The 26,286-nt window shown below is 35.9% G+C and carries 17 protein-coding genes; 4 read left to right on the top strand and 13 right to left on the bottom strand.

Going from position 1 to position 26,286, the window contains the following annotated elements; genetic code table 11:
- Positions 1–15 precede the first annotated feature (15 nt).
- The 13 genes from ccsA to JNUCC51_RS18450 all read right to left on the bottom strand — a co-directional run bounded on the left by ccsA (position 16) and on the right by JNUCC51_RS18450 (position 20,296).
- Positions 16–843, bottom strand: a complete 828-nt coding sequence (ccsA, locus tag JNUCC51_RS18510) for a cytochrome c biogenesis protein CcsA (RefSeq protein WP_337989209.1) — start codon at positions 841–843, stop codon at positions 16–18.
- 588 nt (positions 844–1,431) lie between these two features.
- Positions 1,432–2,796, bottom strand: a complete 1,365-nt coding sequence (gene hemA, locus JNUCC51_RS18505; RefSeq protein WP_337989208.1) for a glutamyl-tRNA reductase — start codon at positions 2,794–2,796, stop codon at positions 1,432–1,434.
- 804 nt (positions 2,797–3,600) lie between these two features.
- On the bottom strand, positions 3,601–4,134 hold the full coding sequence (locus tag JNUCC51_RS18500) for a hypothetical protein (protein WP_337989207.1): 534 nt from the start codon (positions 4,132–4,134) through the stop codon (positions 3,601–3,603).
- Positions 4,135–4,273: 139 nt separating this feature from the next.
- Positions 4,274–5,056 (bottom strand): MBL fold metallo-hydrolase, encoded by a 783-nt coding sequence (locus tag JNUCC51_RS18495; RefSeq protein ID WP_337989206.1) that lies wholly within the window; start codon positions 5,054–5,056, stop codon positions 4,274–4,276.
- Between the two features lie 243 nt (positions 5,057–5,299).
- Complete coding sequence (locus tag JNUCC51_RS18490) at positions 5,300–8,203, bottom strand: VWA domain-containing protein (RefSeq protein WP_337989205.1); 2,904 nt, start codon at positions 8,201–8,203, stop codon at positions 5,300–5,302.
- Between the two features lie 19 nt (positions 8,204–8,222).
- Entirely contained in the window at positions 8,223–9,677 is a 1,455-nt protein-coding gene (locus tag JNUCC51_RS18485) for an S-layer homology domain-containing protein (protein ID WP_337989204.1), read from the bottom strand.
- Between the two features lie 542 nt (positions 9,678–10,219).
- Positions 10,220–11,878 carry a hypothetical protein gene (locus JNUCC51_RS18480; RefSeq protein ID WP_337989203.1) on the bottom strand — a complete coding sequence of 553 codons (1,659 nt, stop codon included), beginning with the start codon at positions 11,876–11,878 and terminating at the stop codon, positions 10,220–10,222.
- 211 nt (positions 11,879–12,089) lie between these two features.
- Positions 12,090–12,263, bottom strand: a complete 174-nt coding sequence (locus tag JNUCC51_RS18475; protein WP_337989202.1) for a YjfB family protein — start codon at positions 12,261–12,263, stop codon at positions 12,090–12,092.
- A 118-nt stretch (positions 12,264–12,381) separates the two neighbouring features.
- Positions 12,382–12,963 carry a ribosome biogenesis GTP-binding protein YihA/YsxC gene (gene yihA / locus JNUCC51_RS18470; protein WP_337989201.1) on the bottom strand — a complete coding sequence of 194 codons (582 nt, stop codon included), beginning with the start codon at positions 12,961–12,963 and terminating at the stop codon, positions 12,382–12,384.
- A gap of 4 nt (positions 12,964–12,967) precedes the next feature.
- Positions 12,968–15,292: an endopeptidase La gene (gene lon, locus JNUCC51_RS18465; RefSeq protein WP_337989200.1), complete on the bottom strand. Its 2,325-nt coding sequence runs from the start codon at positions 15,290–15,292 to the stop codon at positions 12,968–12,970.
- A 230-nt stretch (positions 15,293–15,522) separates the two neighbouring features.
- Positions 15,523–16,794 (bottom strand): ATP-dependent protease ATP-binding subunit ClpX, encoded by a 1,272-nt coding sequence (gene clpX, locus JNUCC51_RS18460; protein ID WP_337989199.1) that lies wholly within the window; start codon positions 16,792–16,794, stop codon positions 15,523–15,525.
- Between the two features lie 1,111 nt (positions 16,795–17,905).
- Positions 17,906–19,195 (bottom strand): trigger factor, encoded by a 1,290-nt coding sequence (tig, locus tag JNUCC51_RS18455; protein WP_337989198.1) that lies wholly within the window; start codon positions 19,193–19,195, stop codon positions 17,906–17,908.
- Positions 19,196–19,306: 111 nt separating this feature from the next.
- Positions 19,307–20,296, bottom strand: coding sequence for a DUF3196 family protein (locus tag JNUCC51_RS18450; RefSeq protein ID WP_337989197.1), 990 nt, complete (start codon positions 20,294–20,296; stop codon positions 19,307–19,309).
- A 279-nt stretch (positions 20,297–20,575) separates the two neighbouring features.
- Between JNUCC51_RS18450 and JNUCC51_RS18445 the strand changes: the two genes are divergently transcribed.
- The 4 genes from JNUCC51_RS18445 to qoxB all read left to right on the top strand — a co-directional run bounded on the left by JNUCC51_RS18445 (position 20,576) and on the right by qoxB (position 26,286).
- A complete protein-coding gene (locus tag JNUCC51_RS18445) occupies positions 20,576–21,043 on the top strand; it encodes a hypothetical protein (RefSeq protein ID WP_100545011.1) in 468 nt (155 codons plus the stop codon).
- A 665-nt stretch (positions 21,044–21,708) separates the two neighbouring features.
- Positions 21,709–22,551, top strand: coding sequence for a DUF2785 domain-containing protein (locus JNUCC51_RS18440; protein ID WP_337989196.1), 843 nt, complete (start codon positions 21,709–21,711; stop codon positions 22,549–22,551).
- Between the two features lie 840 nt (positions 22,552–23,391).
- Positions 23,392–24,315, top strand: a complete 924-nt coding sequence (gene qoxA, locus JNUCC51_RS18435) for a cytochrome aa3 quinol oxidase subunit II (RefSeq protein ID WP_337989195.1) — start codon at positions 23,392–23,394, stop codon at positions 24,313–24,315.
- Positions 24,316–24,342: 27 nt separating this feature from the next.
- Complete coding sequence (gene qoxB, locus JNUCC51_RS18430) at positions 24,343–26,286, top strand: cytochrome aa3 quinol oxidase subunit I (protein WP_337989194.1); 1,944 nt, start codon at positions 24,343–24,345, stop codon at positions 26,284–26,286.

The following is a 26,286-nucleotide window of genomic DNA, read 5'->3' as shown; positions in this document are numbered from 1 at the left end:
TCTTCAACCTCTCTTCTAATACCATAAATGGAATCGTGATAAACTGCTTCCTAAAAAGAAGTTAACAACAACTAATAGATAAGCATATATATGTACCCACGCATAAGTTGTCCCTGTCAGTTTACCTTTACGATTCACATACAATATAAAGCAATACAAAATTAAAATAATAAAGGACCCAATAATCTTCGCATCAAAAAATGAAAAACTCTCTAGCGTTAGTAGTGCCCATTCAAACCCTAAAACTAAACTTACAAATAGCACTGGAATAGCAATGAAAAATGAAACATTCATCCAATTACTCGTCTGCTGTAGTGATGGCAACCTTGTCCATAAATGTGACCATTTTTTCTTTTTAAGCAAACGATATAACACTAAATACAATATCGCAAAAACAAATGTTAACGAAAACACTGCGTACGATAAAATTGCAAATGATATATGAATAAACAGCAATTCCGAAATTAAAGTATCGCTAACTACTCCTGTTGAGCGTTTGGGCATAAAAGTAAAAATACTGGCAAATAAAAATCCTAGTATATTAATAATAAATACCGGTAGATCAACTCGTGCAATACAGTGCAAAATAATAGATAGTGTCACGAGCAGCCAGGAATAAAAGAGAATCCCTTCTGATAAGGATAAAATCGGAAAACGCTTCGTTTCCACAAAAGTTAATAATATTATGGCACTTTGAATTACCCATACGAATGAAACAAGCCAAAAAGCAATTCGCCTTGCACGTATTTGCTTATAAAAGTAATCAGTAAAGTAAAATACTAGACTGATCGCATACAAGACGATCATTACTTCATAGAGCCTTGTCATTGTCAAATCAGCCAATAGACATCCCTTCTTTATTTTGAAAGTGCTAAAGCAGTGTACTTTAGCCTAGAAAAAAAACGTTTTCGCATCCTTAGTTTACCATACAGATACGAAAACGCCTCATTTAATATCAGTAGAAAATCTCGTTCGCAGGAAAAAGCTCGAAGGACAACTTTTCTAAAGTTGCACCGCGAACACATAGACATCTATCAATTATACCTTGGCATAATTGCGTCCTGAATCGGCTTTGTGCAAGCACAAAGAACTCCTTTCCGATTCTGTGACATCCGCCGGAGGCTTTGGGCCAACAAATATTTTTTGCGCAAAAGCGTAGTGCTAACGTAACGTCAGCAGCAAGATGTTGGTAACTCAGTCGTGTGTTGTTGCTCTCGCACAGAAAGAAAACCTATTGCTGTCGCTGCGCTTTCGCACAGATAAATTGCCACAGGACGTGGCGTTTTTAGACTGAGTTCCTCTATGTCAGCGGATGTTTGTACACCCGCTAAAAAGTAACTTTAACCTGCATACACCTTACCACCTATAGAGGTGGGAGACTTCTGTAGCTGACGCTTTGCTTTCGCTACAAAAGAGATCTGCTGAAAGAAGTTAGAAAGAATACTTTGGTTCAGTGGAAGATTGCGACGACTGTAAGCGCTCTTTGCGTTCAAGCTCTTGTTCTGTCATCGCAGTAACTTCAGCTTCCACAGCATCCTCAATACCGAAAATTTGTTGGAATAAACGTAACTGTTCATTTGCTTTTGGTGAATTTGCCATTTCCTTAGCTTGTAAAATTGGTTCTTTTAACAATTGATTAATAATAGACTTTGTATGCTTACTTAAAATTTTACGTTCTCGATCCGTTAAATCCGGCATTTTATTTTCTATACTAATCATTGTCTCTTCTTGAATATGATTCGCTTTTTTACGTAAAGCCGAAATGACAGGGACAACGCCAAGAGTCGCAACCCAATCTTTAAATTGCACAACCTCTTTGCCAATCATTGTAGAAATATCAGCTGCAGCACGTTCACGTTCAGCTAAGTTTGCTTCGACGATGCCTTGTAAATCATCTATATCATATAAGAAAACATTTGGTAAATCTCCAACCCTCGGATCAATATCACGTGGTACTGCAATATCTACCATAAATAATGGTTTGCCTTTACGCAAACGTTCAACAAATTGCATCAATTCATAGTCAATAACATAATCTGTTGCACCTGTAGACGTAATTAAAATATCCGCTTCTAATAACGAACATTGAAGTTCCTTCATAGATTTTGCTTCACCGTCAAATTTAACTGCTAAACTTTCTGCTTTTTCGAACGTACGATTAATTACGGTTACTTTTCCTACACCGCTACCGTAAAGGTTCTCAATGGCAAGTTCTCCCATTTTTCCTGCACCTAATATTGCTACATGTTTACGTTGTAAAGATCCGAATATTTTCTTCGCTAATTCAACTGCTGCATAAGAGACGGATACTGCGTTCTCACCGATAGCCGTTTCATTATGTGCACGCTTCGCAAATGTCACCGCTTGTTTAAATAGCTGATTGTATACCGTTCCTGTTGTTCCAATCTCTTGTCCATTTAAAAAGCTTTTTCGTACTTGTCCTAAAATTTGAGTTTCGCCAAGTACCATCGAATCAATTCCTGCTGTTACTTTGAATAAATGTTCGATTGCCTCATCTTCTTCACGAATTGTTAAATACGAAGAAAATGTCTCCACAGGCAGGTCGAACCAATTTGCTAAAAATTGTTTCACAAAATGACGTCCAGTATGCAATTGATCAACTACTGCATATATTTCTGTACGGTTACATGTTGAAACAATAACATTTTCTAATATACTTTTTTGCTGTTGTAGCGCTTCCATTGCCTGTGGTAGTTCACTCTCTATGAATGATAACTTTTCACGAATTTCAACAGGCGCTGTTTTATAATTCAAGCCTACTACAATGGTATGCATGAATAACACCTCTCACGTTCTAATTGACAAATCTCATTATAGCACAGTTCGACAAGAGTTCATCAAAAATTTGTGAACATGTCATGAAGAACTGAAATTCGTCATCCAGATTAGAATTATTATAAACTAAGTGTAACAAATTATACGTTCTGTTTCAAATTTAATGTTTGTCCAGAACACTGTTTTAAAAGGACAGAACTAATTATTTTAATTACTCTTAACCAAAACGTATGGTTGATTTCCGTTACGGCATGACGCTTCGCTTTCGCACAGATAAAACATTTGTTGCTGTCGCTTCGCTTTCGCACAGTTAAAACATTTGTTGCTGTCGCTTCGCTTTCGCACAGTTAAAACATTTGTTGCTGTCGCTTCGCTTTCGCACAGATAAAACATTTGTTGCTGTCGCTTCGCTTTCGCACAGATAAAACATTTGCTGCCGCTACGTTAGCACTTCGCTTTCGCACAGAAAACATCCGCTTCGCTGCAGGGTATCGGGCCAACACGATGTTGGTCAAGAAGGCGTTATCACAGGACGTGATGGTTTTAGCCTTCGTTCCTCTATCGCTGATCCCCAAGAAGTCGCCAAGCCTCCACTACAATCAACTTATCCATATGACATTCGTTTTAAAAAGATGATACTAATAGAGTCGAACTAAATTTGAACGTCTCTATTATTAATTTGAACAGTTTAAATGAAATTTATTTTAAGATATAAAAAAATAGCCTTTGTTTAATTATCTTTTACAGGCTATTTTTACTTTTATATACTATTGTTCTCGAGTCACATCAAAATTTTTGTTCCATTTAATAATCAATAGAATTTGCTATGTCCACTAAAGTTTCAGGGGTTACTTTATTTGAAACTCGTTTATCTATACTTAGCATATACTGCAAATTGTCTCTCTCGAAAACAAGCACATTAAAACCTGAAATGGTCATATATGTGGCCACAATCCCATTTTTTAATTCATAAGTTTTTACTACATATTTCTCTCTAAGAGGCAATTTATACTTAAGTGGACGAATATCAATTTTATAGTGATTTTCGGATAATTGGTCATTGATAAGTGTCACTTCAAATGTGTCATTGCCTTCATACTTCGAATCGTAGAATCGTCCAAAATGATGTGTAAAGCTTATAGAGGGTACTCTAAGAGGTAGCTTTAGTTTTTGATTAAAATGTTGTTCAAAATCACTCACTGCTTTTTCTACCGATTTATATCCTATTTCGGGATATATTTTCTCATAAGGACTTGGCTTATCCTTTGCGGATACATGTAATGTTAATAAAAAAAGTGTACAAAATGAAACTAAGCAAAGATAAACAGTTCTACTCATTTGTCTCCACCTCGAAATATCTTTAGGTATAATATCCCCGACTTCATTAAAATTATTAAATGAATAAGGGTATCACCATAATGAAAAAACACCGCCTTCTATGAAAGGCGGCGAGCTTATATCTCCGTTCAAGAAAAAATTAAAACTGTACACTAAACCCTTTAAATTTATGAATCCCTGTTCCAAACCTTACTAGATCCTTTTCTTTAAGTTCCTTAACAGCGTTTACGAGTTCTTGTAGGATACTTGGTTCAAGACCTAAAGTATTATGTGAACCATAAATTTTTGTGACATACGGGATCTTTGATATCTTTTCCCAGGAATCGACTAAATCAATAGGGTTAGTAGAAGGATAAAAAGCATAAATAGGTGTTTCATCATAAAGTAAATCACCAGTAAACAAATATCCGTTAGTTTTGTCAAAAACACATATATGACCTGGAGAATGCCCAGGAGTATGATGAATAATTAATTGTCTATTCCCTATATCAATCATATCACCATCCTGTAATAAGCCAGTTGGTGTTCCTTGATATGGTTTATATGTTTCCGGATTAAATGTTTTTGGAGTAGGAATTGTTATATCTCTACTAATATCTCTTCTTATTTGTTCTATGGTCAATCCTTTAATACCATCCGTTAACCAATCAGAGTCAGCTTCATGAACATAAATATTTTCAAATTCTCCATGGTTTCCAATATGATCAGCATGGACATGAGTTGTTAAAACAACAATCGGCAAATCAGTCAATTGATCCGTTATGCGTTTAATATTATCTATTCCAAGACCAGTATCAATAAGAACTGCTTTTTCATTGCCGACTAAAAGAAATGAATGCACCTTTTCCCAATGTCCATATTCACTAATTGCGAACGTTTTATTATCGATTTCCTGAATCGTAAACCACGAGTCCTTAACCATAATAATCCCCCCAAAAGTACGAGTATGACTTTCAATATTATCCGTAAACAGGCAAGAAGTAATCACCATATTTTTCTTATTCGATATAGTATTATCATATTCCTTGCTATTTAAGTAACGAAACCAAACTAATTTTATTCACAGCAATCACTCCCACGTAGGTACTATATGAATATGTCATCTAGAGTAAAAAAGCTGAACTAATTGTTAGAATTAGTTCAGCTTAAAAATAACTTTTATCTATTAGTCTGTTATTGTCACGGTTTTTATAGCTATGATTTTACCGTCTTTATCATATGCTACAAATTCAATTTCATTATTAACTTTGAAATCCTGCATTGTTTGAACTGTTTTTGTTAGCATATAGACACTATCACTACGCTTATTCAATTCAAATTGCACATCTCCACTTAAAGAAGGGAATCTCACATTAACCTTTGCAACATTTGAGCAATTACCATCAATTCTTGCATTCATTGTAATATTGCCCTTACGTAGAGTGACTGTCGCTTCTTCGAATAAATTTTCAGGATTCACGCAACTTGAAGACGAAGTTTTACATAAAATTGAATCGATAATTTTTTGGAATACTTGATGTAATTGTAAGTTATCAATTGCGTGGTAATAAGTACCACCAGTTTCAGCAGCCAGTTGCATTAAAATTGCATCATTGACTTGTGATTTTTTGCCCATACTTACAGTGAAAACCTTAACCCCTTTATTTTTCGCATCGTTCAGCACTTTTGTCATTTTAGATTTACTTGTTTTACCGTCTGATACGACAATTATAGCTTTTGAAGTTTTCGAGTCATTTGAGAATTTTGACAGAGCGAGATCTATACCTGCAAAAATATCTGTAGCACCTTTCTCTTTTGATGCTTTATATAGATCTTTTTTCAAGACATTGTCTGTACTGCCTTCTCCAAGAATAGTAGCTTTTGTATTAGTTTCAATAACAATATTATTTTTAGCCTTGATCTGATCGATTACTTCCATCATTTTCTTACCGCGATAATTTGTTTGGTCAGAAGCTTTCATGGAAGCAGAGTAATCAACTACGTAAGCGACTTCTGTTGCTAAAGAACAAGAATTTTTACTAAAGTAAGGATTTGTGAAAATTTCCTTTGTAATTGTTTTATCTTTTAAATCCTTCAATATCGTTGCATAACGAGGATCTACTTTGTTTACTAATGTTGCTTCAGCTTTTGATTTCCCATAAATAACCGAGTCAAAGTACGCTACAGCTGTACCTGGGCTTCCAGTATTATTTAAATAATCCGAAGTGTTTGTAACAAATGAAGCTGTTTTCTCAACACCATCAAATTTAATTTTCACTGTTCCTTGATAGTCAGTAATAATTTCTCCACCTGGTCTTACTAATGTAACCATTACCTTAGTATAACGATCTTTACCAGATGGTCTTGATGCCGCTTCCGCACTTTCCTTTAATGCTTCCACTCGTTTTTTATAGGCTTCTACTTGCCCGAGCAATTTACCACCTTGGTATTTTAATAATACCGTTCGATCATAGCTACTCAAGCTTGTAAAAATAGCATAAATTTTCATAACACTATCATAATGTTCAAGCGTCAGCTTTTTCTCATCTGGTAAATAACCCATAAGTTGAATAATAGCTCCGACTGGGTTAATGTTCTCAACCTGTGAGGCAATTGCATCATCAATTCCTTGAATACGATAAATTGGACGCCCATCATCTGAAATCATATACATAATTTCAATCGTATCATTAACCGAATCCTTCAAGCGTTTTTCAACAATCTCTTCGAACAGCCAAACGGAAATATTATAGTTTTCAAACTGTAAAATGGCATTCTCATAACCTAACGCAGGGTATTTTGTATCACTGCCACCATATTGTAAATATTTATTTTCAACATTTCCTAGAGCATTTGTTACATTTGTTTGCTGCCCAATACTAAATAGTTTTTTATCTCTATCAATCCAATGGACGTTGACAATATTTTCCGTAAAGAACTCCGGTAATTTTTCATACGGTACATATGGAGGTGTGACATTTCCATTTTCATCATCAGTGTTTTTCGGATCATACACTTGATAATCGATGCGCATTTCCGGCTGAGGTGAGTAACGGACATGTGCATTAAGTTTTTCACCTACAAGACATTTCATATTAGGATCTGTGTTGTTAATAAGCTCAAATGAGATTGTATCACGTACAGATTTTGTTAATTTTGGCGCTATCACAATCGCAGAGACAGTGGAACCATCTGATTGTACATTTCGAACAGCTTCACCAGATGTGTCAACAATTTTTGCACCATTTGATGAAGTTACACGGAATGTATAAGATTTATCATCAGGTAATGGATCACCATTACAAGCTTTCAAAGATACAGTAATGAGTGTTGAATCTTGGCCATTTGCGATTAAATCTGTTTTTTCAACATCAATACTTTGTAGCGCATTATTCACATACTTCGGTCCAGTAAAATCATTGTTATTATCCTTTGGCTCTTCAAATTCTGTATTGCTTGAGCCCATAAAGCCCGGAGGTAATGTAACTTTATCGTTATCACGGCCTGCTGCAGTACGTTTTAATCCTAGTACAGCAAAGCTGCTGTTTTGTACACTGCGGTATAAAAATTCAGCACTATCTCCTCGAGTTAATTTTGTAGAAGGATTGAAATTGGCAAATGTCTTTTGACCAGTGCTTCCTGTTGAAATATCATTTGTATATAAATATTGAACAGCCTGAGGCTCATCTAAATCTAAGCCTTTAAAAGCAGCATATATACGCGCAAATTGTCCACGTGTAACAGCTTTTGTACGATTGGCTGTTGTATAGGTACCGTTAAACGGTAAATAAAAATCACTATAGAAGTTATAAGCTACACTGTCGTTATATGTTAATGCATAGTTTCGATCAAGCTTTGCAAACATGACAACTAGCTCTTGCTCAGTTAACTGCTCATTAGGTAAAAAGTTATTAGCGCTATTCAATGAGAGTAAATCATTATCGACTGCCCATGAAATAGCTTTGAATTTACTATTACTAGTTGGTACATCATTAATTTTCGTAGCCGCCTGTGTTACAGCCGGGGCTGATGTCATCAGGACTAGTACGAAACATAGCAGGGATAAAAATGCTTTTTTAGCATACGTCATTTATTGTCCAGTCCTTTCTTTAATTAAAGAACAATATGTCATCTCGATAGTTTTGTTTTAAATCATTTTCTAAATAATTCAAAAAACGTTCTAGTACTACTGATGCTTCTGCTCGCGTTAATGGCTGATTTGGATTAAATCGACCTGCAGGGTCACCAGTCATTAAGCCTAACTCATTTACAATGTAAATACCGTCTCTTGCGTAGGCTGGAATTTGCGCATCATCCTTAAACTTTGTTACATAGCCTGGATCTGGTGCCTTATTCTCAAGCCCTAAGGCACGCACATAAATAGTAGCGGCTTGTGCTCGAGTAATTGGACGATCAGGCATGAAATACTCAGGTGATACACCTTTAATAACACCTTTATTAACCGCAGACTCAATATAGGCGTAATCTTTTACTGAACGGTTGATATCTTTAAAAATACTTGTAGTAGTTGTCGATTTTTTTTTCGTTTTCGGTTCTGCCATAACACGTAAGTCAACTGCCTTACCAATCGCCGTTGTAAAGTCTATACGCTTCATAGGGGTATTTGGTGAGAAGAAGTTACTTGCATCAGTGTAAATACCTAAAGAGTATAATTTTTCAATAGCTTGTTTCGCATAATGACTTGATAAATCACGGAACTTAGGAATGATTAGACGTTCAATTGTCGGCATGTATTCTGTATCTAAGTCCATATTACCTTTTTGTCCAGAGGCTAAATCATACGTATATTCAGAAATAACATCCTTATCACTTACTACCGCATATCCACCATCAAAGCTCCCTAAACTCCCTAGGTTTTCTTCATAGTTTAGTACACGTGATTTACTTGTAGATAAACGATTTTTCACATGGCTTGTCTTACCATCGCTATAACTATAAACAGCTTCTGTAATTTGTGTTTCTGTTGCTCCCCAGAAGTTTTCATAGCCAGCATGACGACTATCAGTATCAATTGTTACAGTATTTTGGACTGCATTTTTCCCGGTCCCTGTTTGATAGGCATATGTTTTTCTCGAAATCACATTTCCTGAGAAATAATCAGAGGCTACTCGATTGTCCGTTACAGTACCTTGTGAAAATTGATAATCAACCAATGAATATGTTGTTTTCCCAACAACAATTTTCTCTGTATATTTTTTCACAACACCATTCGATGTTTTTTGACCAATCGTAGCATAATCTACAACATCTGATTCATATGCAATATTTCGTGTCAATGTAGCACCGTTACTTGCTTTTAACTTTAAATTATATGTTTCAGTTAACTTTCCTTTAGATTCTTTTTGTGTAATATTAATGTCTTTACTAGTGCCTTTAAATATAATGGGTGTTCCTGTTATGAAAACAGCTTCCTCATATGTATATTCATTTTTTACAGCACCTGTTGTTTCTAATGAAGCAGCTGATGCATTTTCTGGGATAGTAGCTCCAATAGTAAATACAGCAAGGACCACTAACATTATTTTAGATAAATATTTCCGCATTCTTTTTTTTCCCTCTCTTTCAATCCATACATATCCGCATCTGGTGCTGTCAATTTTTTTCTTTAAGATTACAAAATAAGCAGGTGTGTTGATGTAAGCAAAGTGATAGAACACTCATAACAAATAGCGCTAATTTTTCCTAATCAACCGATCATCACCAAAACGCGTGTTGATTTCCGTTCCGGCTGGGCGCTTTGTTGCTGCCGCTTCGCTTTCGCGCAGAGCAGAGCTTCCTGGGGGCGTCCGATGAGCCGCTTCACTCGCGAGGCTCGCTCCAGGGTCTCATCTGTGGCGCTAATCCCCAAGGAGTCGCCCAGCCTCCACTCCAATCAACTTATTTACATAGTAGTCGTTTTAACAAAAGTCATCCACAACTTTTGGTGATGAACCTAATCAACACACCTAAAAATTCAAGGTTAAATTTGCTATCTTTCTACTCCTAGCGCTACAAAGTCTTTCATCATAAGCATGTGCTAAAAAATTCGCTTAAGGTTGAATACCTTCGTCGTAAATATACTTAAAGAAAACTCACAGATTTCTTATTAATCAACTAATATTAGATGAGCTTTAACAAAACGATCTGATAATACTACTAAACGATCAGCAGGTTTTAAATCAGATGCTTGAATAACTTTACCAGCTTTAATAATTGTTGCTTGGTCAATATTCATATCAACCATTTCACCAGCTTCATACCAACGACCATTTTGCCATTGACTAACGCTCTTCACATTGATTACAGCTGGGTATTTCGATTTAACTGACTGTAGTTTACCAGTTAACATTAATGGTGCAACTGGTTTAGCTTTATTAAGAATATGAAGGGCCTGTACATGACCATCCTTCACATAGAAGTATCCATATTCCCCTTCGTATAAATGAAGCTCAATATCAGGAATGACATTGAATGTTTTGTTACCATCATCTACTTTTGCTTTTGTTGAATTACTAACAGATAGTACAGTACGCTCTGTTTTCTTGAAGACATTTGACTCGATCTTCATCGCATCATCAATTTCGATTAGGTAGCCATCTGCTTGTGATAAGCGTCCATAATATAATTCATGATCTGCTAAGTTTGGTGACATAAAGCTATCACTTGTTACTTGGACAACTTGAGCATAATGATCACGTGCAGCACCGTCCGAAATAACAAAGGCTGTACCATAAGCTAATAAACCAGTAGGTTCAATTAAACGACCATTTCTAATTAAAATCGTTCCATCGTGGAAATATAATGTGCCAGCATATTTAAGTTTTAATAATTGATATTTACTATCTACAGAAAGCATAGGCTCATAGTAAGTACGCTCGTTGTTTTTTAATACAACAATCTTTTCAATTACTTCTTTGCCAAATTGTTTAACTGTTGCATAATACGCTTCACTGCCAATGTAATTTTTCAATTGATCTTTATTAATTTTTGTGTTCCCAACATATACCGGAACCTTCGATGAAAAGTTCATCGTTGATAAAGATGTTGTTGTATCGGAACCAAATTGCCAATTTATAAAAGCATGTTGGTTTTTGACAGTTAATTTATTTGCATTGGCATTAACCGTTTGAATCTCACCTTTATATAGGTTTTCAACTAATGTACCCGTCTCACTAATTTCGATCTTCGTGACAATGGATGTGTTTCGATTTTTAAGGCTAAGCTTAACACGATCCCCTACATATAATGCGCTAATATCTACTGCAGAGGAGTTTTTTTGGTAGCTTGTATCTTTATTTATATAATAGGTTGTTTCTACTCCAAAATCTGACTTTAGCATAATGAATAGTCCATTTGGATCAATACTTGTCACTACCCCAGCAAGTGTTTTAGTATTTTGTTCAACTGTTGGAGATTCTGTTTCTTTTGTAGAATCAGAAGTACCTCGAAGCTCAACAACACTTCGAAGGGAAATTTCCGCTTCTACTTTCATTCCCATCTTAAAGCCTTCAATTGTTGTCTCTGTATTATTAATATACAGGCGGGCACTATTATTTATATTGTATGTAACCTGACGACCGCTATCATTTTGCAAAGTAATTTTACTAAGCTTTTTTTCTATTACTCCATTGGAATTTTCAAATTCTGAAAATGTTACATCGACAAAAGTTCCAGTCACCATTTGGGCAGCTTGTGCTGTTTGATTTGATGAAAACCCGAGAATTGCTAGTAACAAAATCGTTAATATGTATGGAATCTTCTTCAACAAATCCCGCCTCCTTAAAATGTTATTTATAAATAGTATATCGTAATATTGGTAGTTTTTACTATTGAAAAAAGTTGCATTTTAGTACTTTTACTTACTTTATCAATTATGCCTCAGTATATTTCCGTGACATCCGCTGAAAGAAGTTAAATCTACCATCACTAGACACAAAGATAGAGGTAGCTTCTAATTTCAAGCTACCTTTGCTGCATCATACTTGAACGTCTATTGTATGTCCGGCTGTAGGATGTGGAGCATCTAACATTTCAACTAATTGTTGTGAATTTTGCTGTTGCATCTCCATTGCTTGTTTCGTTACAGCAAGAGATACATTTTGCATTAAAGTTGCTTGATTCATTGCCATTGATAAACCTGCGATATCCATTTAGTCCACCTCCTATTTAATTTATCGGTCATTTGTTTCATTCATCAAGCGATTCCGTCAATTTTCAATAAAAAAACATCTACTGTCCTAAATAATAGACTCAATAGATGTTTTCTTATTACATTCTATTTTCGATTGTACGCCAAGCTTCTTCAAAGCCAATTCCTTTTTCTGAAGAAAAAACAATAAGTGGATCATTTTTTTCCATATCTAGCGTTTCTTTTACGACTTTTTTATGCTTATCCCATTTACCTTTTGGAATTTTATCTGCTTTTGTTGCAATGACAATACAAGGAATATTGTAATGCTTTAAAAAATCATACATCATGCGATCATCAGCTGTAGGAGGATGACGTAAATCAACAATTTGTACGACTGCCTTTAATTCATTGCGCCCTGTGAAGTAACGCTCAATCATTTTTCCCCATGCTTCACGCTCAGTCTTTGAAACCTTTGCATAACCATAACCCGGAACATCTACAAAAAATAACTGCTCTTCAATTTTGTAAAAATTAAGCGTTTGTGTTTTTCCGGGTTTAGAAGAAATACGTGCTAAAGCTTTACGACCGATCATTCGGTTAATAAATGAGGATTTCCCCACATTTGAGCGACCGGCTAGTGCAAATTCTGGCAGTCCATCTTCTGGATATTGGTCTGGTCTTACAGCACTAATGACCATTTCTACGTTATGGACTTTCATTTTCTTAAAAACCTCCGTCCAGTGCATGAGCTAATACTTCATCAGCCGATGACACTAGTTTAAATGTTAGTTGTTCGCGTACGCTTTCAGGAATATCCTCAATATCTCGCTCATTATCTTTCGGACAAATAATTGTCGTTAAGCCAGCTCGATGCGCACTGAGTGTTTTTTCCTTTAAGCCACCAATTGGCAGTACACGTCCACGTAATGTAATTTCACCTGTCATGCCAACTTCACGGCGTATTGGACGGTGTAAAATTGCGGAAACAATTGCAGTTGCCATTGTAATACCTGCCGAAGGTCCATCTTTTGGCACAGCCCCTTCAGGAACGTGAATATGAATATCATGTGTTTCAAAATATTCCGAATCCACTTTTAGATCTTCCATTTTTGTACGGACATACGAGAGAGCTGTTTGAGCAGATTCCTTCATGACATCGCCTAACTTCCCAGTTAACTGCAATTTTCCTTTACCAGGTGTTAATGATACCTCAATTTGTAATGTATCACCACCCACAGTTGTATAAGCAAGCCCAGTAGCTACACCGATTTGATTTTCCTCTTCTGCTTGCCCATATCGGAAACGGTGTTTACCGATTAATTCCTCTAAGGTTTTCGAGCTCACTGTTACTCGTTTTTTCTCACCAGAAACGATGATTTTAGCGATTTTACGACATAGGGTTGCAATTTGACGCTCTAGTCCGCGAACACCTGCTTCACGAGTATAATAACGAATGATATCCACTACGGCTTCGTCTTTAATAGTAACTTGTGTTTTTTTCAAGCCATGCTCTTTTAACTGTTTTGGTATTAAATGATTTTTCGTAATTTGTTCTTTTTCAATTTCTGTATAACCAGCAATTGAGATTACTTCCATACGGTCTAGTAACGGCCCAGGAATTGTACTTAAATCATTGGCTGTTGCTATAAATAATACATTTGATAAATCATAAGGTTCTTCGATGTAATGATCACTAAATGTATTATTTTGAGCAGGATCTAAAACTTCAAGCATTGCTGCTGCCGGATCTCCCTTGAAGTCATTAGACATTTTATCAATTTCATCAAGAAGGAACACAGGATTGATTGTCCCTGCCTTTTTCATTCCTTGGATAATACGACCTGGCATTGCCCCAACATACGTACGACGATGACCACGAATTTCCGATTCATCTCTTACCCCACCTAATGAAATACGGATAAATTTGCGATCCAAGCTTTCTGCTATAGATCGAGCTAATGACGTTTTACCTACACCTGGAGGGCCAGCTAAACATAATATTGGTCCACGTAACGATTTTTTTAATTGACGTACAGCTAAATATTCCAATATACGTTCTTTTACTTTTTCTAATCCGTCATGATCACGATTTAAAATGTTCTCTGCAAGTTCGATATTCATGCGATCTTCAGTCGCATTTGTCCATGGTAGAGAAACAATCCAATCAATATAGTTTCGGATTACGCCACTCTCTGCACTAGCTGCCGGTATCTTCTCATACCGATCCAACTCTTTAAGCACTACTTCTTTCGTTGATTCAGGCATTCCTGTTTCGTCAATACGTTTACGTAATTCAGCTACTTCGCCAGTTTTCCCTTCACGGTCTCCTAGTTCAGTTTGAATAGCTTTCATTTGTTCACGTAAGTAATATTCCTTTTGCGTACGCTCCATGGATTGCTTAACTTTTGAATTAATTTTCTTCTCAAGATCAAGTACTTCTTGCTCGTCATGTAAACGAATAATTAAATGATCTAAACGCTTCTTTACACTGAGCATCTCCAATACTTCTTGTTTATCTGCAATCTTAAAGGGTAAATGCGATGCGATGATGTCTGCTAAACGACCGGGCTCTTCAATGTCTGCCACAGTACTAATGGTTTCAGATGTAATTTTATTAGAGCCTTTAGCGTATCTTTCGAAATACGTTAACAAAGTACGCATTAAAGCCTGCGTTTCAACATCCTTACCGTTTGTTTCTTCCTTAACATCGATGTCAACAATCGTATATTTGTCTAACGCGCGATAGTTAGACCATGTTGCACGCGCCACACCTTCCACTAAAATACGCAGTGTTCCATTTGGTAGTTTTAGCATCTGTTTGACATATGCCATCGTACCAACTGTATATAAATCTTGCTCATCAGGCTGTTCATCATGCACTTCTTTTTGTGTTACCAATAATATCAATTGGTCCTCTAACATCGCTTGTTCTAGCGCTGCTACAGAACGATTTCTACCCACATCAATATGTAACACCATCGACGGGTATACTAAAAGTCCACGTAAAGGCAATAATGGTACATTTGTTGTTTTTTGTATTGTCACCATGCGGGTATTCACCTCCGTCAAAATTTTCTTATTCACTCCCACGCTACTAGTATGTGTCTAAAAAACTGATTCACACTAGTTAATCAATTGAGCCAAAAATTTCATTTAATTACAGTTGGCTTTATGTATGAATGAATAAAAAGCTGACTGTCGATATGTGCGGATATTGCACAATCGAAGTCAGCTAAATTACTCTTTATCTCATAACAATAGACACCCAAGCCTGTTCGTTATGCTGAAGTTTTTGTGTCGCTACCTTCATCGAGTTCAGTGCCATCTTCAAGAAGCAATTTCGGTTTTTCTTTATCCGTAATTGTTTTTGCCGTAATGATACATTTTTTCACATCTTCGCGTGAAGGTAGTTCGTACATTACATCAAGCATAGTTGACTCAATAATTGAACGAAGACCACGTGCACCTGTTTTTCGTTCTATTGCTTCTTTTGCAATTTCAGAAAGCGCACCTTCATCAAACTCAAGCTCAACACCATCTAGTTCAAGCATTTTTTGATATTGCTTAGCTAGTGCATTTTTAGGCTCCGTTAAAATTTGTACAAGCGCAGCCTCGTTTAATTGTTCTAGACTCGCAAGTACTGGTAATCGACCGATGAATTCTGGAATTAGACCAAATTTTAATAAATCCTCCGGAATAAGCTTCGCCATAATTGAGCCTTCATCCGCATCAATTTTGTTTGGATCTGAACCAAAGCCAATTACTTTTTCACCCTGACGACGTTTAATAATGGATTCTATTCCATCAAATGCTCCACCAACAATAAATAAGATGTTTGTAGTATCGATTTGTAAAAACTCTTGATGAGGATGCTTACGACCACCTTGTGGTGGGACACTTGCAACCGTACCTTCTAAAATTTTCAGAAGTGCTTGTTGTACACCTTCACCAGAAACATCGCGTGTAATGGATGGATTTTCTGACTTACGTGCAACTTTATCGATTTCATCAATATAGATGATTCCTTTTTCAGCACGCTCGATATCGTAATCTGCGGATTGAATTAATTTTAATAAGATATTTTCAACGTCTTCACCAACATAGCCAGCTTCTGTTAGAGAAGTAGCATCTGCAATAGCAAAAGGAACGTTTAATATACGCGCCAATGTTTGGGCCAATAAAGTTTTACCGCTACCAGTTGGGCCGATTAACACAATGTTCGATTTTGCTAATTCTACATCATCAATTTTACTGTTTGTATTAATGCGTTTGTAGTGATTGTAAACCGCAACTGCCAAAGCTTTTTTAGCACGTTCTTGTCCTATTACATACTCATCTAAAATCGTTAAGATCTCTTTCGGTTTTGGAATATCTTGAAATTCAATTTCTTCTTCAACGCCCAGTTCCTCTACAACGATTTCTGAACAAAGTTCGATACATTCATCACAAATATAAACACCAGGACCTGCAACTAGTTTACGTACCTGTTCTTGTGGCTTTCCACAGAATGAGCATTTTAAATTGCCTTTTTCATCATTAAATTTGAACAATATGTTTCACCCCTATTCAAGCAACAATCTTACAAGATTATTGAATCTTTATCAAATAAATTGTCTGCATCTATTTAAAGCACGGCGATAATGTTTCAAGATTTTTAAAATAATTCGACATCCATTGTACAAAAACATTAACATTTATCATAAAGAATGCCAATTTATCGGCTTCATTCCAGCTCATCATCATAAAGTATAGTCGATTTCCGTTCCGACTAACGCTTTCCTTACGGCGTCCGATGAGTCGCTTTGCTGCAGAGTCTCATCTGTGACGCTAATTAAACATTTTATTTTCACGTAAGTGTAACTGACTGATTCTTCAGAAACCTCTAGCGACCAGAGACCTTTCATTTCGATAAGATCTCTGTCCGTCAATATTTGACTTGTGACTTCACTGATGTACCCGATAGTACAAGTTAAAGATACTCATATATGAATATCTTAATTTCTTTAAAATTTATTACATTCGCCAGAGGCTTAACTTCATTCAGAAGAGGATGTATTTCATTGTTCCTCATTTGGAAGAATTGAGACATCAATCAATTATGCCTCGGCATAATTGTGTCCGGGATCAACCGGAGGCTTTGACTTCTTTTAGCAGATGTCTTATGAGCCGAAAGCGTAGCGACTGGATACCCGCTGAAAAGTGACTTAAAACTGCATTCATTTCACCACCTATAGAGGTGGAGACTTTTGTAGCTGACGCTTTGCTTTCGCTACATAAAACATTTGTAACTGCCGTTTCACTTACGTTACATAAAACATTTGTAGCTGACAATTGGCATTCGCTACAAAAAATAATTGCCGCAAGAAGTTAAACTAAAGCCTTTTCTCTGCTGTATAAAGTTAAATTTTTAGCATCGTGTGAAAAGTCAAACAATACTATGTATTAGAGAAGTGTAAAGGCCTTTCCTGCCCCTTTTCAAAAAAGTATTTCCTAATGGAGGATGCTTTTTGCGGTGAAAATAGTCGTATATTAATAATATAATTAACCGAACTAAATCTAAAGGGGAATCTAGCTTAATCTAAATAAAAAATATGTTATAAAACAAGGCACGGTTTAATGCCGTACCTTGTTTTCATTTTTCTATCCAGTTACAAAAAAATCTTATTCAGTAATTTTAGCGTTTTCTACTAAAAATTCAACTGTTTTTTGAATTTTAATGTCGTTTTCAAGAACTGCTGTGCCGCCTAAAGCTCCAGTAATTTGCTCTTTAGTCATGTTAAATTGAGCAGCCATTTTTTCTAATTCAGCTTCGATATCAGCTTCAGTTGCTTCAATTTTTTCAGCTTCAGCAATTGCTTCAAGTGTTAAAGATACACGTACACGGCCTTCTGCTTCTTCTTTCATTTGTCCACGTAAATCTTCTTCTGATTGACCTGAGAATTGGTAGTAAAGGTCTAAGTTCATTCCTTGCATTTGTAAACGTTGACCAAATTCTTGTAACATACGATCAGTTTCAGAGTTAATCATACCAGCAGGTACTTCGAACTCTGCATTTTCAGCAGCTTTTTCAACTAATTGATCACGAAGTGCTGCATCAGATTCAGCTTGTTTTTGTTCAGCAGTTTGCTCTTTGATTTTAGTACGTAAAGCTTCAACGCCTTCAACTTCTGGGTCTAATTCTTTAGCGAACTCGTCGTTTAATTCAGGAAGAACTTTCGTTTTAACTTCTTTTACAGTTACTTTGAAAGTAGCTTCTTTACCAGCTAATTCAGCTGCATGGTATTCTTCTGGGAAAGTTACAACTACGTCTTTTGATTCGCCAGCTTTCGTACCTACAAGTTGCTCTTCAAAGCCTGGGATGAATGAGCCTGAACCGATTTCTAGTGGATAGTCTTCACCTTTACCACCTTCAAATGCTTCTTCACCTACGAAACCTTCAAAGTCAATTGTAGCTGTATCGCCTTCTACGATTGCTTCATCTTCTTTAATTTCAAGCTCTGCTTTACGAGCTAATTGGTCTTGAATTTGTGCTTCTACTTCTTCGTCAGTAACTTCAACTGGAAGTTTCGCAACTTCTAAACCTTTGTACTCACCAAGTTTTGGTTCTGGTTTTACAGTTACTTGAGCAGTAAATGTGAAATCTTTACCGTGTACGAAGTTTTCTGTACCAGAAATTTCTGGGTAATCAACTGGCATAATTCCAGCTTCATCGATCGCTTTTGAATAAGATTCAGGAACGATGATTTCTAATGCATCTTGGTATAAAGATTCGATACCAAAACGTTGTTCAAACATTTTACGAGGCATTTTCCCTTTACGGAAACCTGGTACGTTAATTTGTTTTACAACTTTTTTGAACGCTTGGTCCATTGCTGCGTCTATTTCTGCAGCTGGTACTTCGATTGTTAAAGTACCGATATTACCTTCTTGTTTTTCCCATTTTGCTGACATGTATAAATACCTCCAAATAAATGATCAAGTTTAATGTTAGACAATTCATTCGTAACTACGATTTTGACAACCATTTTAGTATAACATAGATGCGTATAGTTTCAACTTATTTCATACTTCATGGAGTTCTGTTAATTTTTCTAACATTTGTAAAAAATCGATGATTTCATAGTCCATTTCCTGTACTTTTCCTAACATAGACTGTACAAAGTCAATATAACTATAAGCAATATCATCAGCTTCGAATGGGTGCCATTCAAACGGATACGTTACAATGGCATGCTTCGCCATTAAGTATTGTACCATTTCCAACGTCGATGGGTCTTGCTCTAATTTATTTTCAATTATTTTTTTTACTTCCCTATACTGAGGCAACTGATTTGGTAGTACTAAATTATTAGGATTAACAGTTATAGTTTGATCAAATTTTGAAACTGAAATGTCAATTGACACTTCTTGTTCCACTAATAAAATTAATGCAAGGCTCCGAACAAATGGATGGATTGTTGGACATTCTATAATTTCTTTCAGTGCTGTTTTTAATTGTCGTACATTCGTATCCATTAAGCGATGTAATCGAATAGATTGTTCGTTTGGGGTTAAAGCACTAAATTTCGAAAGTTCATATTCTTGCTCTTCTAACAATCGTTTTGCATCCTCTTTTTTTTGAAGATTCCTAGCAACCTCTTGATTCAAGCTTCTTAAGCGTTCAAATTTCTCAAGCTGATCTTCGGGAAGTACGTTTTCTTCAATTAATGTCGTAATTAACGACTCTACTTGATGGTATTCCTTTAGCTGCATACAAACTGTAACATACAGTTCCATTACTTCCACATACAATGTCGTCCCTATAGCAAACAATTGCTCACAAACATTTTTAACTTTATCGTATTCTTTTAATTCATATAAAGCATACGCGTAGGTACTTAATGCATTTTCGTCTCCAGCTTCATATAAAAATGCTTTTTCAAAGCTTGCCACAGCCTCTTCATATTGATAATTTTCCGCATACATATGCCCTTCACGTATTAATGTCTGAACAGCACCAGGAAAAACAACAATATTGTCATGTTTGATAACATGCCGTTTTCGCTTTGTCATTTTTCTCACCTCTTTACCTCTATTTTACTTATTAGTTTTAGTTCTTATTGAATTATCATCATAACATGGGTTGATTCCCGTATTCGACTGACCGCTTTACCAGTAAGCTACTTTTGCATCATTTATATATTTATAAATTTATCCACTACTTATTTTTAACAAAAAATTTTCATATTTTGTAATAAATTGTATTATAATTAATATTATCTTTTCTTTATTTCTGTTTACAGGCATCCAGCCTTCTTTGTAATTTAAAGTTCTTCACAAGGAGTGGAATACATGCAATTAATAGATACAGTTAGTGAATTTGGTAGTAGCATCTCTCCTATGTTTGAGGCACTATCAATTAAAGTTGTTTCGTTTTCTACAGCGGACGGTCCCTATCAGAAGGATTATCCGATTGAATTTGAAATACTCACAAGGACTAAGATTGATTTATACACACAAGAAGCGATTACACATATTATAAGTATCCAAGGAAACATTCCTGGCTCAATTTCACTTGGACACCAGCATGAGTCACTTTTTATTATTCCCCAAAGTGTACACATTGAATGCAACTATAAACTTCTAAGTATCGACAAAAAAGATATGCAACGAATCTTAATGCATTCTCAACCGAATCTTCATTATAGTGAATGGCTAATCGATGCCATTAAAAACGCAAATATTCTCGTAGAATTAAAAACTAATCAAAATACCTTTACTGAATGGCCGCTCGGTATCAAGTCAGCCGTTATATCATAACTAGGATGAGACATACTTTAATAGGTATGTCTTTTTTTATTGAAAACTATTGTGTCAATGAAATTAAGGTATCATTTTAAATATGATTCTTCGCCGGCAAACCGAGGCGATTGATTTGATTTCCGTTCCGACTTGATCGCTTTCCTTAGGGGCGTCCGATGAGCCGCTTGGGGCAACAAATCTTTTCTGTGCGAAAGCGAAGCGACAGCAACAAATCTTTTCCGTGCGAAAGCGAAGCGACAGCAACAAATCTTTTCTGTGCGAAAGCGGCGTCGATGCATGACTACAGTAAAGTGAGTAATTCGAAAAAGAAACAATCCTCATATTAAATTCACAAAGATTCACCCGACCATTTTGTTTTCCATCAATATAAGACATTTATAAATAAGTATGTATTTAATAGTACACTCGTTTAGTCTACCCCTTTTTGTTGCTTGTCTATCATATCAACTTTCTCTTGATTCTGGAATTCTTATTGTGAATACACTCGTTGAAAACTTCACCAATCAACAAATTATCTGTGTAGCGTTATAATAAAACAAAACCTAGTTCCATATAAGCATTTTTATTCTGTCTACGCATATGTTAGAGGACAAATAATCATCAAGGAATACTTTAAAAAAGTTCTCATATAGAGAATAAACTTAACTTCGGAGGAATTACATATGGATATCAAAAATACATTACAATCATTTTCAACAATGACACTTCCAGCGCGACAAGAATTCATGTTGCACAATGGCGATTGGTTGTTACAAGAAATGTTAACGCACATTGGCTCACCAGATGCCGAATTACGAGACAAATTAATTTACCGTACTTTTATTGATCTACTTAGCGATAATCTACTGAGCCCCGAGCAGCTAGGATATTTATTTGATACTGTAATAGGCGACGATTTTTTATATTTAAACATAGGTGAAGAATCGACAGATAGTGTCTTTACACGTTCGTTTTCCGCTTTACTTGCAGCAAGTATTCTTGCAAAAGATGCCGAACTACTAGTTTTAAATGATGAATGTCTACAGGTTTTCTTTCAAAAGATTGGCCGTTATTTATTATTGGAAAAAGATACGCGAGGTCATGTTCATGATAAAGGCTGGGCGCATAGCATTGCACATGGTGCAGATTTAGCAGCAGTGACGATTAAACACCCTAAATTTGATTTACAGCATGCGCCTTTAATTTTACATGCATTGAAACTTGTTACTTGGAAAGATACTGTCTATGTTAACGATGAGGAGGAACGCTTAATTAATATAATTGAAGCGTTACTAGCTCGTGACTACTCCGAGGAAGCATTAATAGAATTTATCGAGCAGGTATTTGATAAGTTTGAAATGCACTTAGTGACGCAAGGCTATAACGAAGCCTTTTTTAGTGGACGCACGTGCACATTAAATTTAATGAAAACATTGTACTTCGCCTTAAAGATGAATAACCTAGCCCCAAAACTTCAAAATACTATCTATGGACAAGTAGCAAAATGGCTAAAGCTTGGAGCTTAAAACTAATTAATTCCGCTTTTAATTGAGCTAAAAAAAGTAAAACTTCACCTTCTCTCTGCTTAGAACATTTATCTTCGCCTTTATAACCAAATTTAGCAAACCAAGGATATCCTTAGTTTGCTATTTTTACTTTTCGAATAAAATATCTTCAATACAAAATACGGAAGTGCATAATTATATTAACATAATTAAAAGCTGTTTCCGAAATATCCTTTTCCAATCATACCTTACATTGATAGTTTATCCTTATATATCCATTATTTCACTTTCCATGTACTCCCCTTTTTAAAAAACGCAACAAAAAAGCATTCGAAACCTTAATATAGCGGTGATTTTATTACAAAATGAAGTCTAAAATGTGAAATGATATTTTCACAAAAAAAACTATTTACATAGTTAAACATGAGAAACTCAGTGTTTTCAACGTTTCAACAGTGTTTATTTAATTAAACACAAAAATACTAATATTGAAATAACGATTTTTGTTCAAAAAATGTTCATATTCATCCCTAGTTTATTATTAAAAATATAAAAAAATAATTTTTTTTCTTTGAAACGGAGCGTATAATCCAATGTGCAAACAATGACTTTTTGTGTCGATCGATTATGACACATTGTCTAAAAATCGATTACACAGATTAATGATTTTGCGAACGCTTGCACTAGACCAATCAAATACTAGATTCAATGTTTCATAATGAACCATGCCATTGTAAGTATTTCTTATTATTTGATTGGTACAAAAACTAAAAGAGGTGACCTTATTACCCACTATTTATAAATTCGAATCTATACACAAAAAAAATTTATGAATAGCCGTTTTATAGAAAGGAGTCAAACATGAAGAAAAAGTTAAGCTTAATGTTTGTTGCATTTGGTGCGCTTGCAGTTCTTTCTGGCTGCGAACCCCTAACAATCTTTGATCCAAAAGGGCCAAATGCCAAAACATTATCAGACACAATTATTTTATCCATTATAACAATGGCCTTTATATTACTAGTCGTGTACGTGCTTTTAGCATTTATGCTAACAAAATACCGTGCTTCAAAAGCATCTGCCGATTATGAGCCTCCTCACGAAGAGGGTAGTCATCTACTTGAAATTACATGGACAGTTATCCCTATTATTATAGTGGCATTCTTAGCAATTGTTACTGTAAGAACAACAAGTACAGTAGAGTCTCAGCCAGATGGTTATGACAATAAAGAGCCACTTGTTATTTACGCATCATCTTCTAACTGGAAATGGCATTTTAGCTATCCAGAGCAAGGTATTGAAACTGTAAACTATGTAAATATTCCAACTGACCGTCCAATTGAGTTTAAACTTTACTCATTCGGACCAATCACAAGTTTCTGGATCCCTCAATTAGCTGGTCAAAAATATGCGATGAGTGACATGTTAACAACTATTCACCTTGCCGCTGATGAGGTTGGTTCATTCATGGGCCGTAACTCTAACTTTAACGGTCGTGGATTTGCTGAAATGGAATTCGAAGCTCAAACTATGACACAAAAAGACTTCGACAAATGGGCTTCTGATGTAAAAACAAAAGAAAAACCATTAACAAAAGAAAAATTTGATGAATTATTAAAAGCAGAACACGTTGGTCGTTCAAGCTATTCATCTACACACTTAGAATTTAGTCCAGCTCCAATGGAACACAGTGAACACATGAAAATGGGAAACATGGATCATAGTGAGATGAACCATGGGGAACATTCTGATTCACAAGAAAATTCTGAAGCAACACATTCACATTAATTTTTAAATCTGAAAGGAGCGCGTCCAATGAGTATGGAAGAAGTTTTCCATCCAATGAAAGAACCGATGATTTTAGCGGCAGCTATTAGTATCGTAGTTGGAGCAGTGGTTATCTTTGCGGGCCTTACGTATTTCAAAAAGTGGGGCTACTTCTATAAAAACTGGCTATCAACTGTTGACCATAAAAAAATCGGTATTATGTATATCGCTGTAGCGCTTTTAATGTTATTCCGCGGTGGTATCGATGCACTATTAATGCGTGCACAAACGGCAGTTCCTGATAATGGACTTCTTGATGCACAACACTATAATGAGATTTTCACAACACATGGTTTAATCATGATTTTATTCATGGCCATGCCATTCGTAATTGGTTTAATGAACGTTGTTATCCCACTACAAATTGGTGCACGTGACGTTGCATTCCCACGTCTAAATGCAGTCAGCTTCTGGTTATTTGCAGCTGGTTGTGGTTTATTAAACCTATCATTTATCATTGGTGGTTCACCTGATGCTGGTTGGACTGCTTACTTCCCACTATCTGGGACAGAATTTAGTCCAACTGTTGGGAACAACTACTATTCTTTAGCTTTACAATTATCAGGTATTGGTACGTTAATGACTGGTGTTAACTTCATCGCAACAATCATTAAAATGCGTGCACCTGGTATGACATTAATGAAAATGCCAATGTTCACTTGGTCAATTTTAATTACTAACGTTATTATCGTATTTGCATTCCCAGTATTAACTGTAGCACTTGCATTAATGATGTTAGACCGTCAATTCGGTACACAATTCTTTGCAATGCAAAATGGCGGTATGGATATGCTTTGGGCCAACCTATTCTGGGTTTGGGGACATCCTGAGGTTTATATCGTTATCTTACCTGCTTTCGGTATTTTCTCTGAAATCATTGCGACATTTGCACGTAAAAACTTATACGGCTATAGATCAATGGTTGCGAGTATGGTTGTAATTTCGTTACTATCATTCATCGTATGGGCCCACCACTTCTATACTATGGGTCACGGTGTAATGGTTAACAGCGTATTCTCTATTACAACAATGGCAATCGCTGTTCCGACAGGGGTTAAAATATTTAACTGGTTGCTCACGATGAAAAACGGTAAAATTCAATTTACAACTCCAATGCTTTATGCTCTTGGCTTTATTCCTATCTTCACAATTGGTGGGGTTACAGGGGTAATGCTAGCAATGGCAAGTGCTGACTATCAATATCATAATACGATGTTCTTAGTTGCCCACTTCCACTATGTATTAATCCCAGGTACAGTATTCGGTGTACTTGCAGGTTACCACTACTGGTGGCCAAAAATGTTCGGTTTCCGATTAAATGAAAAACTAGGTAAAACTGCTTTCTGGTTTATCGCAATTAGCTTCAACGTAGCTTTCTTCCCTCTATTCATTTTAGGTTTAGATGGTTACGCTCGTCGTATGTACACTTACTCTGAGTCAACTGGCTATGGTCCATTGAGCATGGTATCGTTCATCGGTGCACTTGGTCTTGCTGTCGGCTTTGCGTTAATCGTATATAACATTTACTACAGCTGGAAACATATGCCACGTAATGAAAAAGCAGATGTTTGGGATGGTCGTTCACTAGAATGGGCTACTCATTCTCCAGTACCAGAATATAACTTTGCAGTAGTTCCAACTGTTTCACGTTTAGATGAATTCTGGTTCGCGAAAAAAGAAGGTCGCGATATTACAGCAGGTAAAATTGAAAAAATTCACATGCCTAACAACACTGGCGCACCATTCTGGATGAGTGGATTCTTCTTCCTTGCAGCATTCTTCGCTGTATTTAATCTATGGATTCCAGCCATCGTTAGTATGCTTTGTGTGTTTGGCTTTATGATTCATCGTTCATTTGAAAAAGATCATGGTCGTTACATTTCAGTTGAAGAAGTTATGGCAACTGAGAAAAGTTTGAGAGGTGATAAATAA

Source organism: Lysinibacillus sp. JNUCC 51 (genome assembly GCF_015999525.1).
GTDB lineage: Bacteria > Bacillota > Bacilli > Bacillales_A > Planococcaceae > Lysinibacillus > Lysinibacillus xylanilyticus.
The sequence above is the reverse complement of the archived record's forward strand: the minus strand, read 5'-3'. Positions and strand labels throughout refer to the sequence as shown.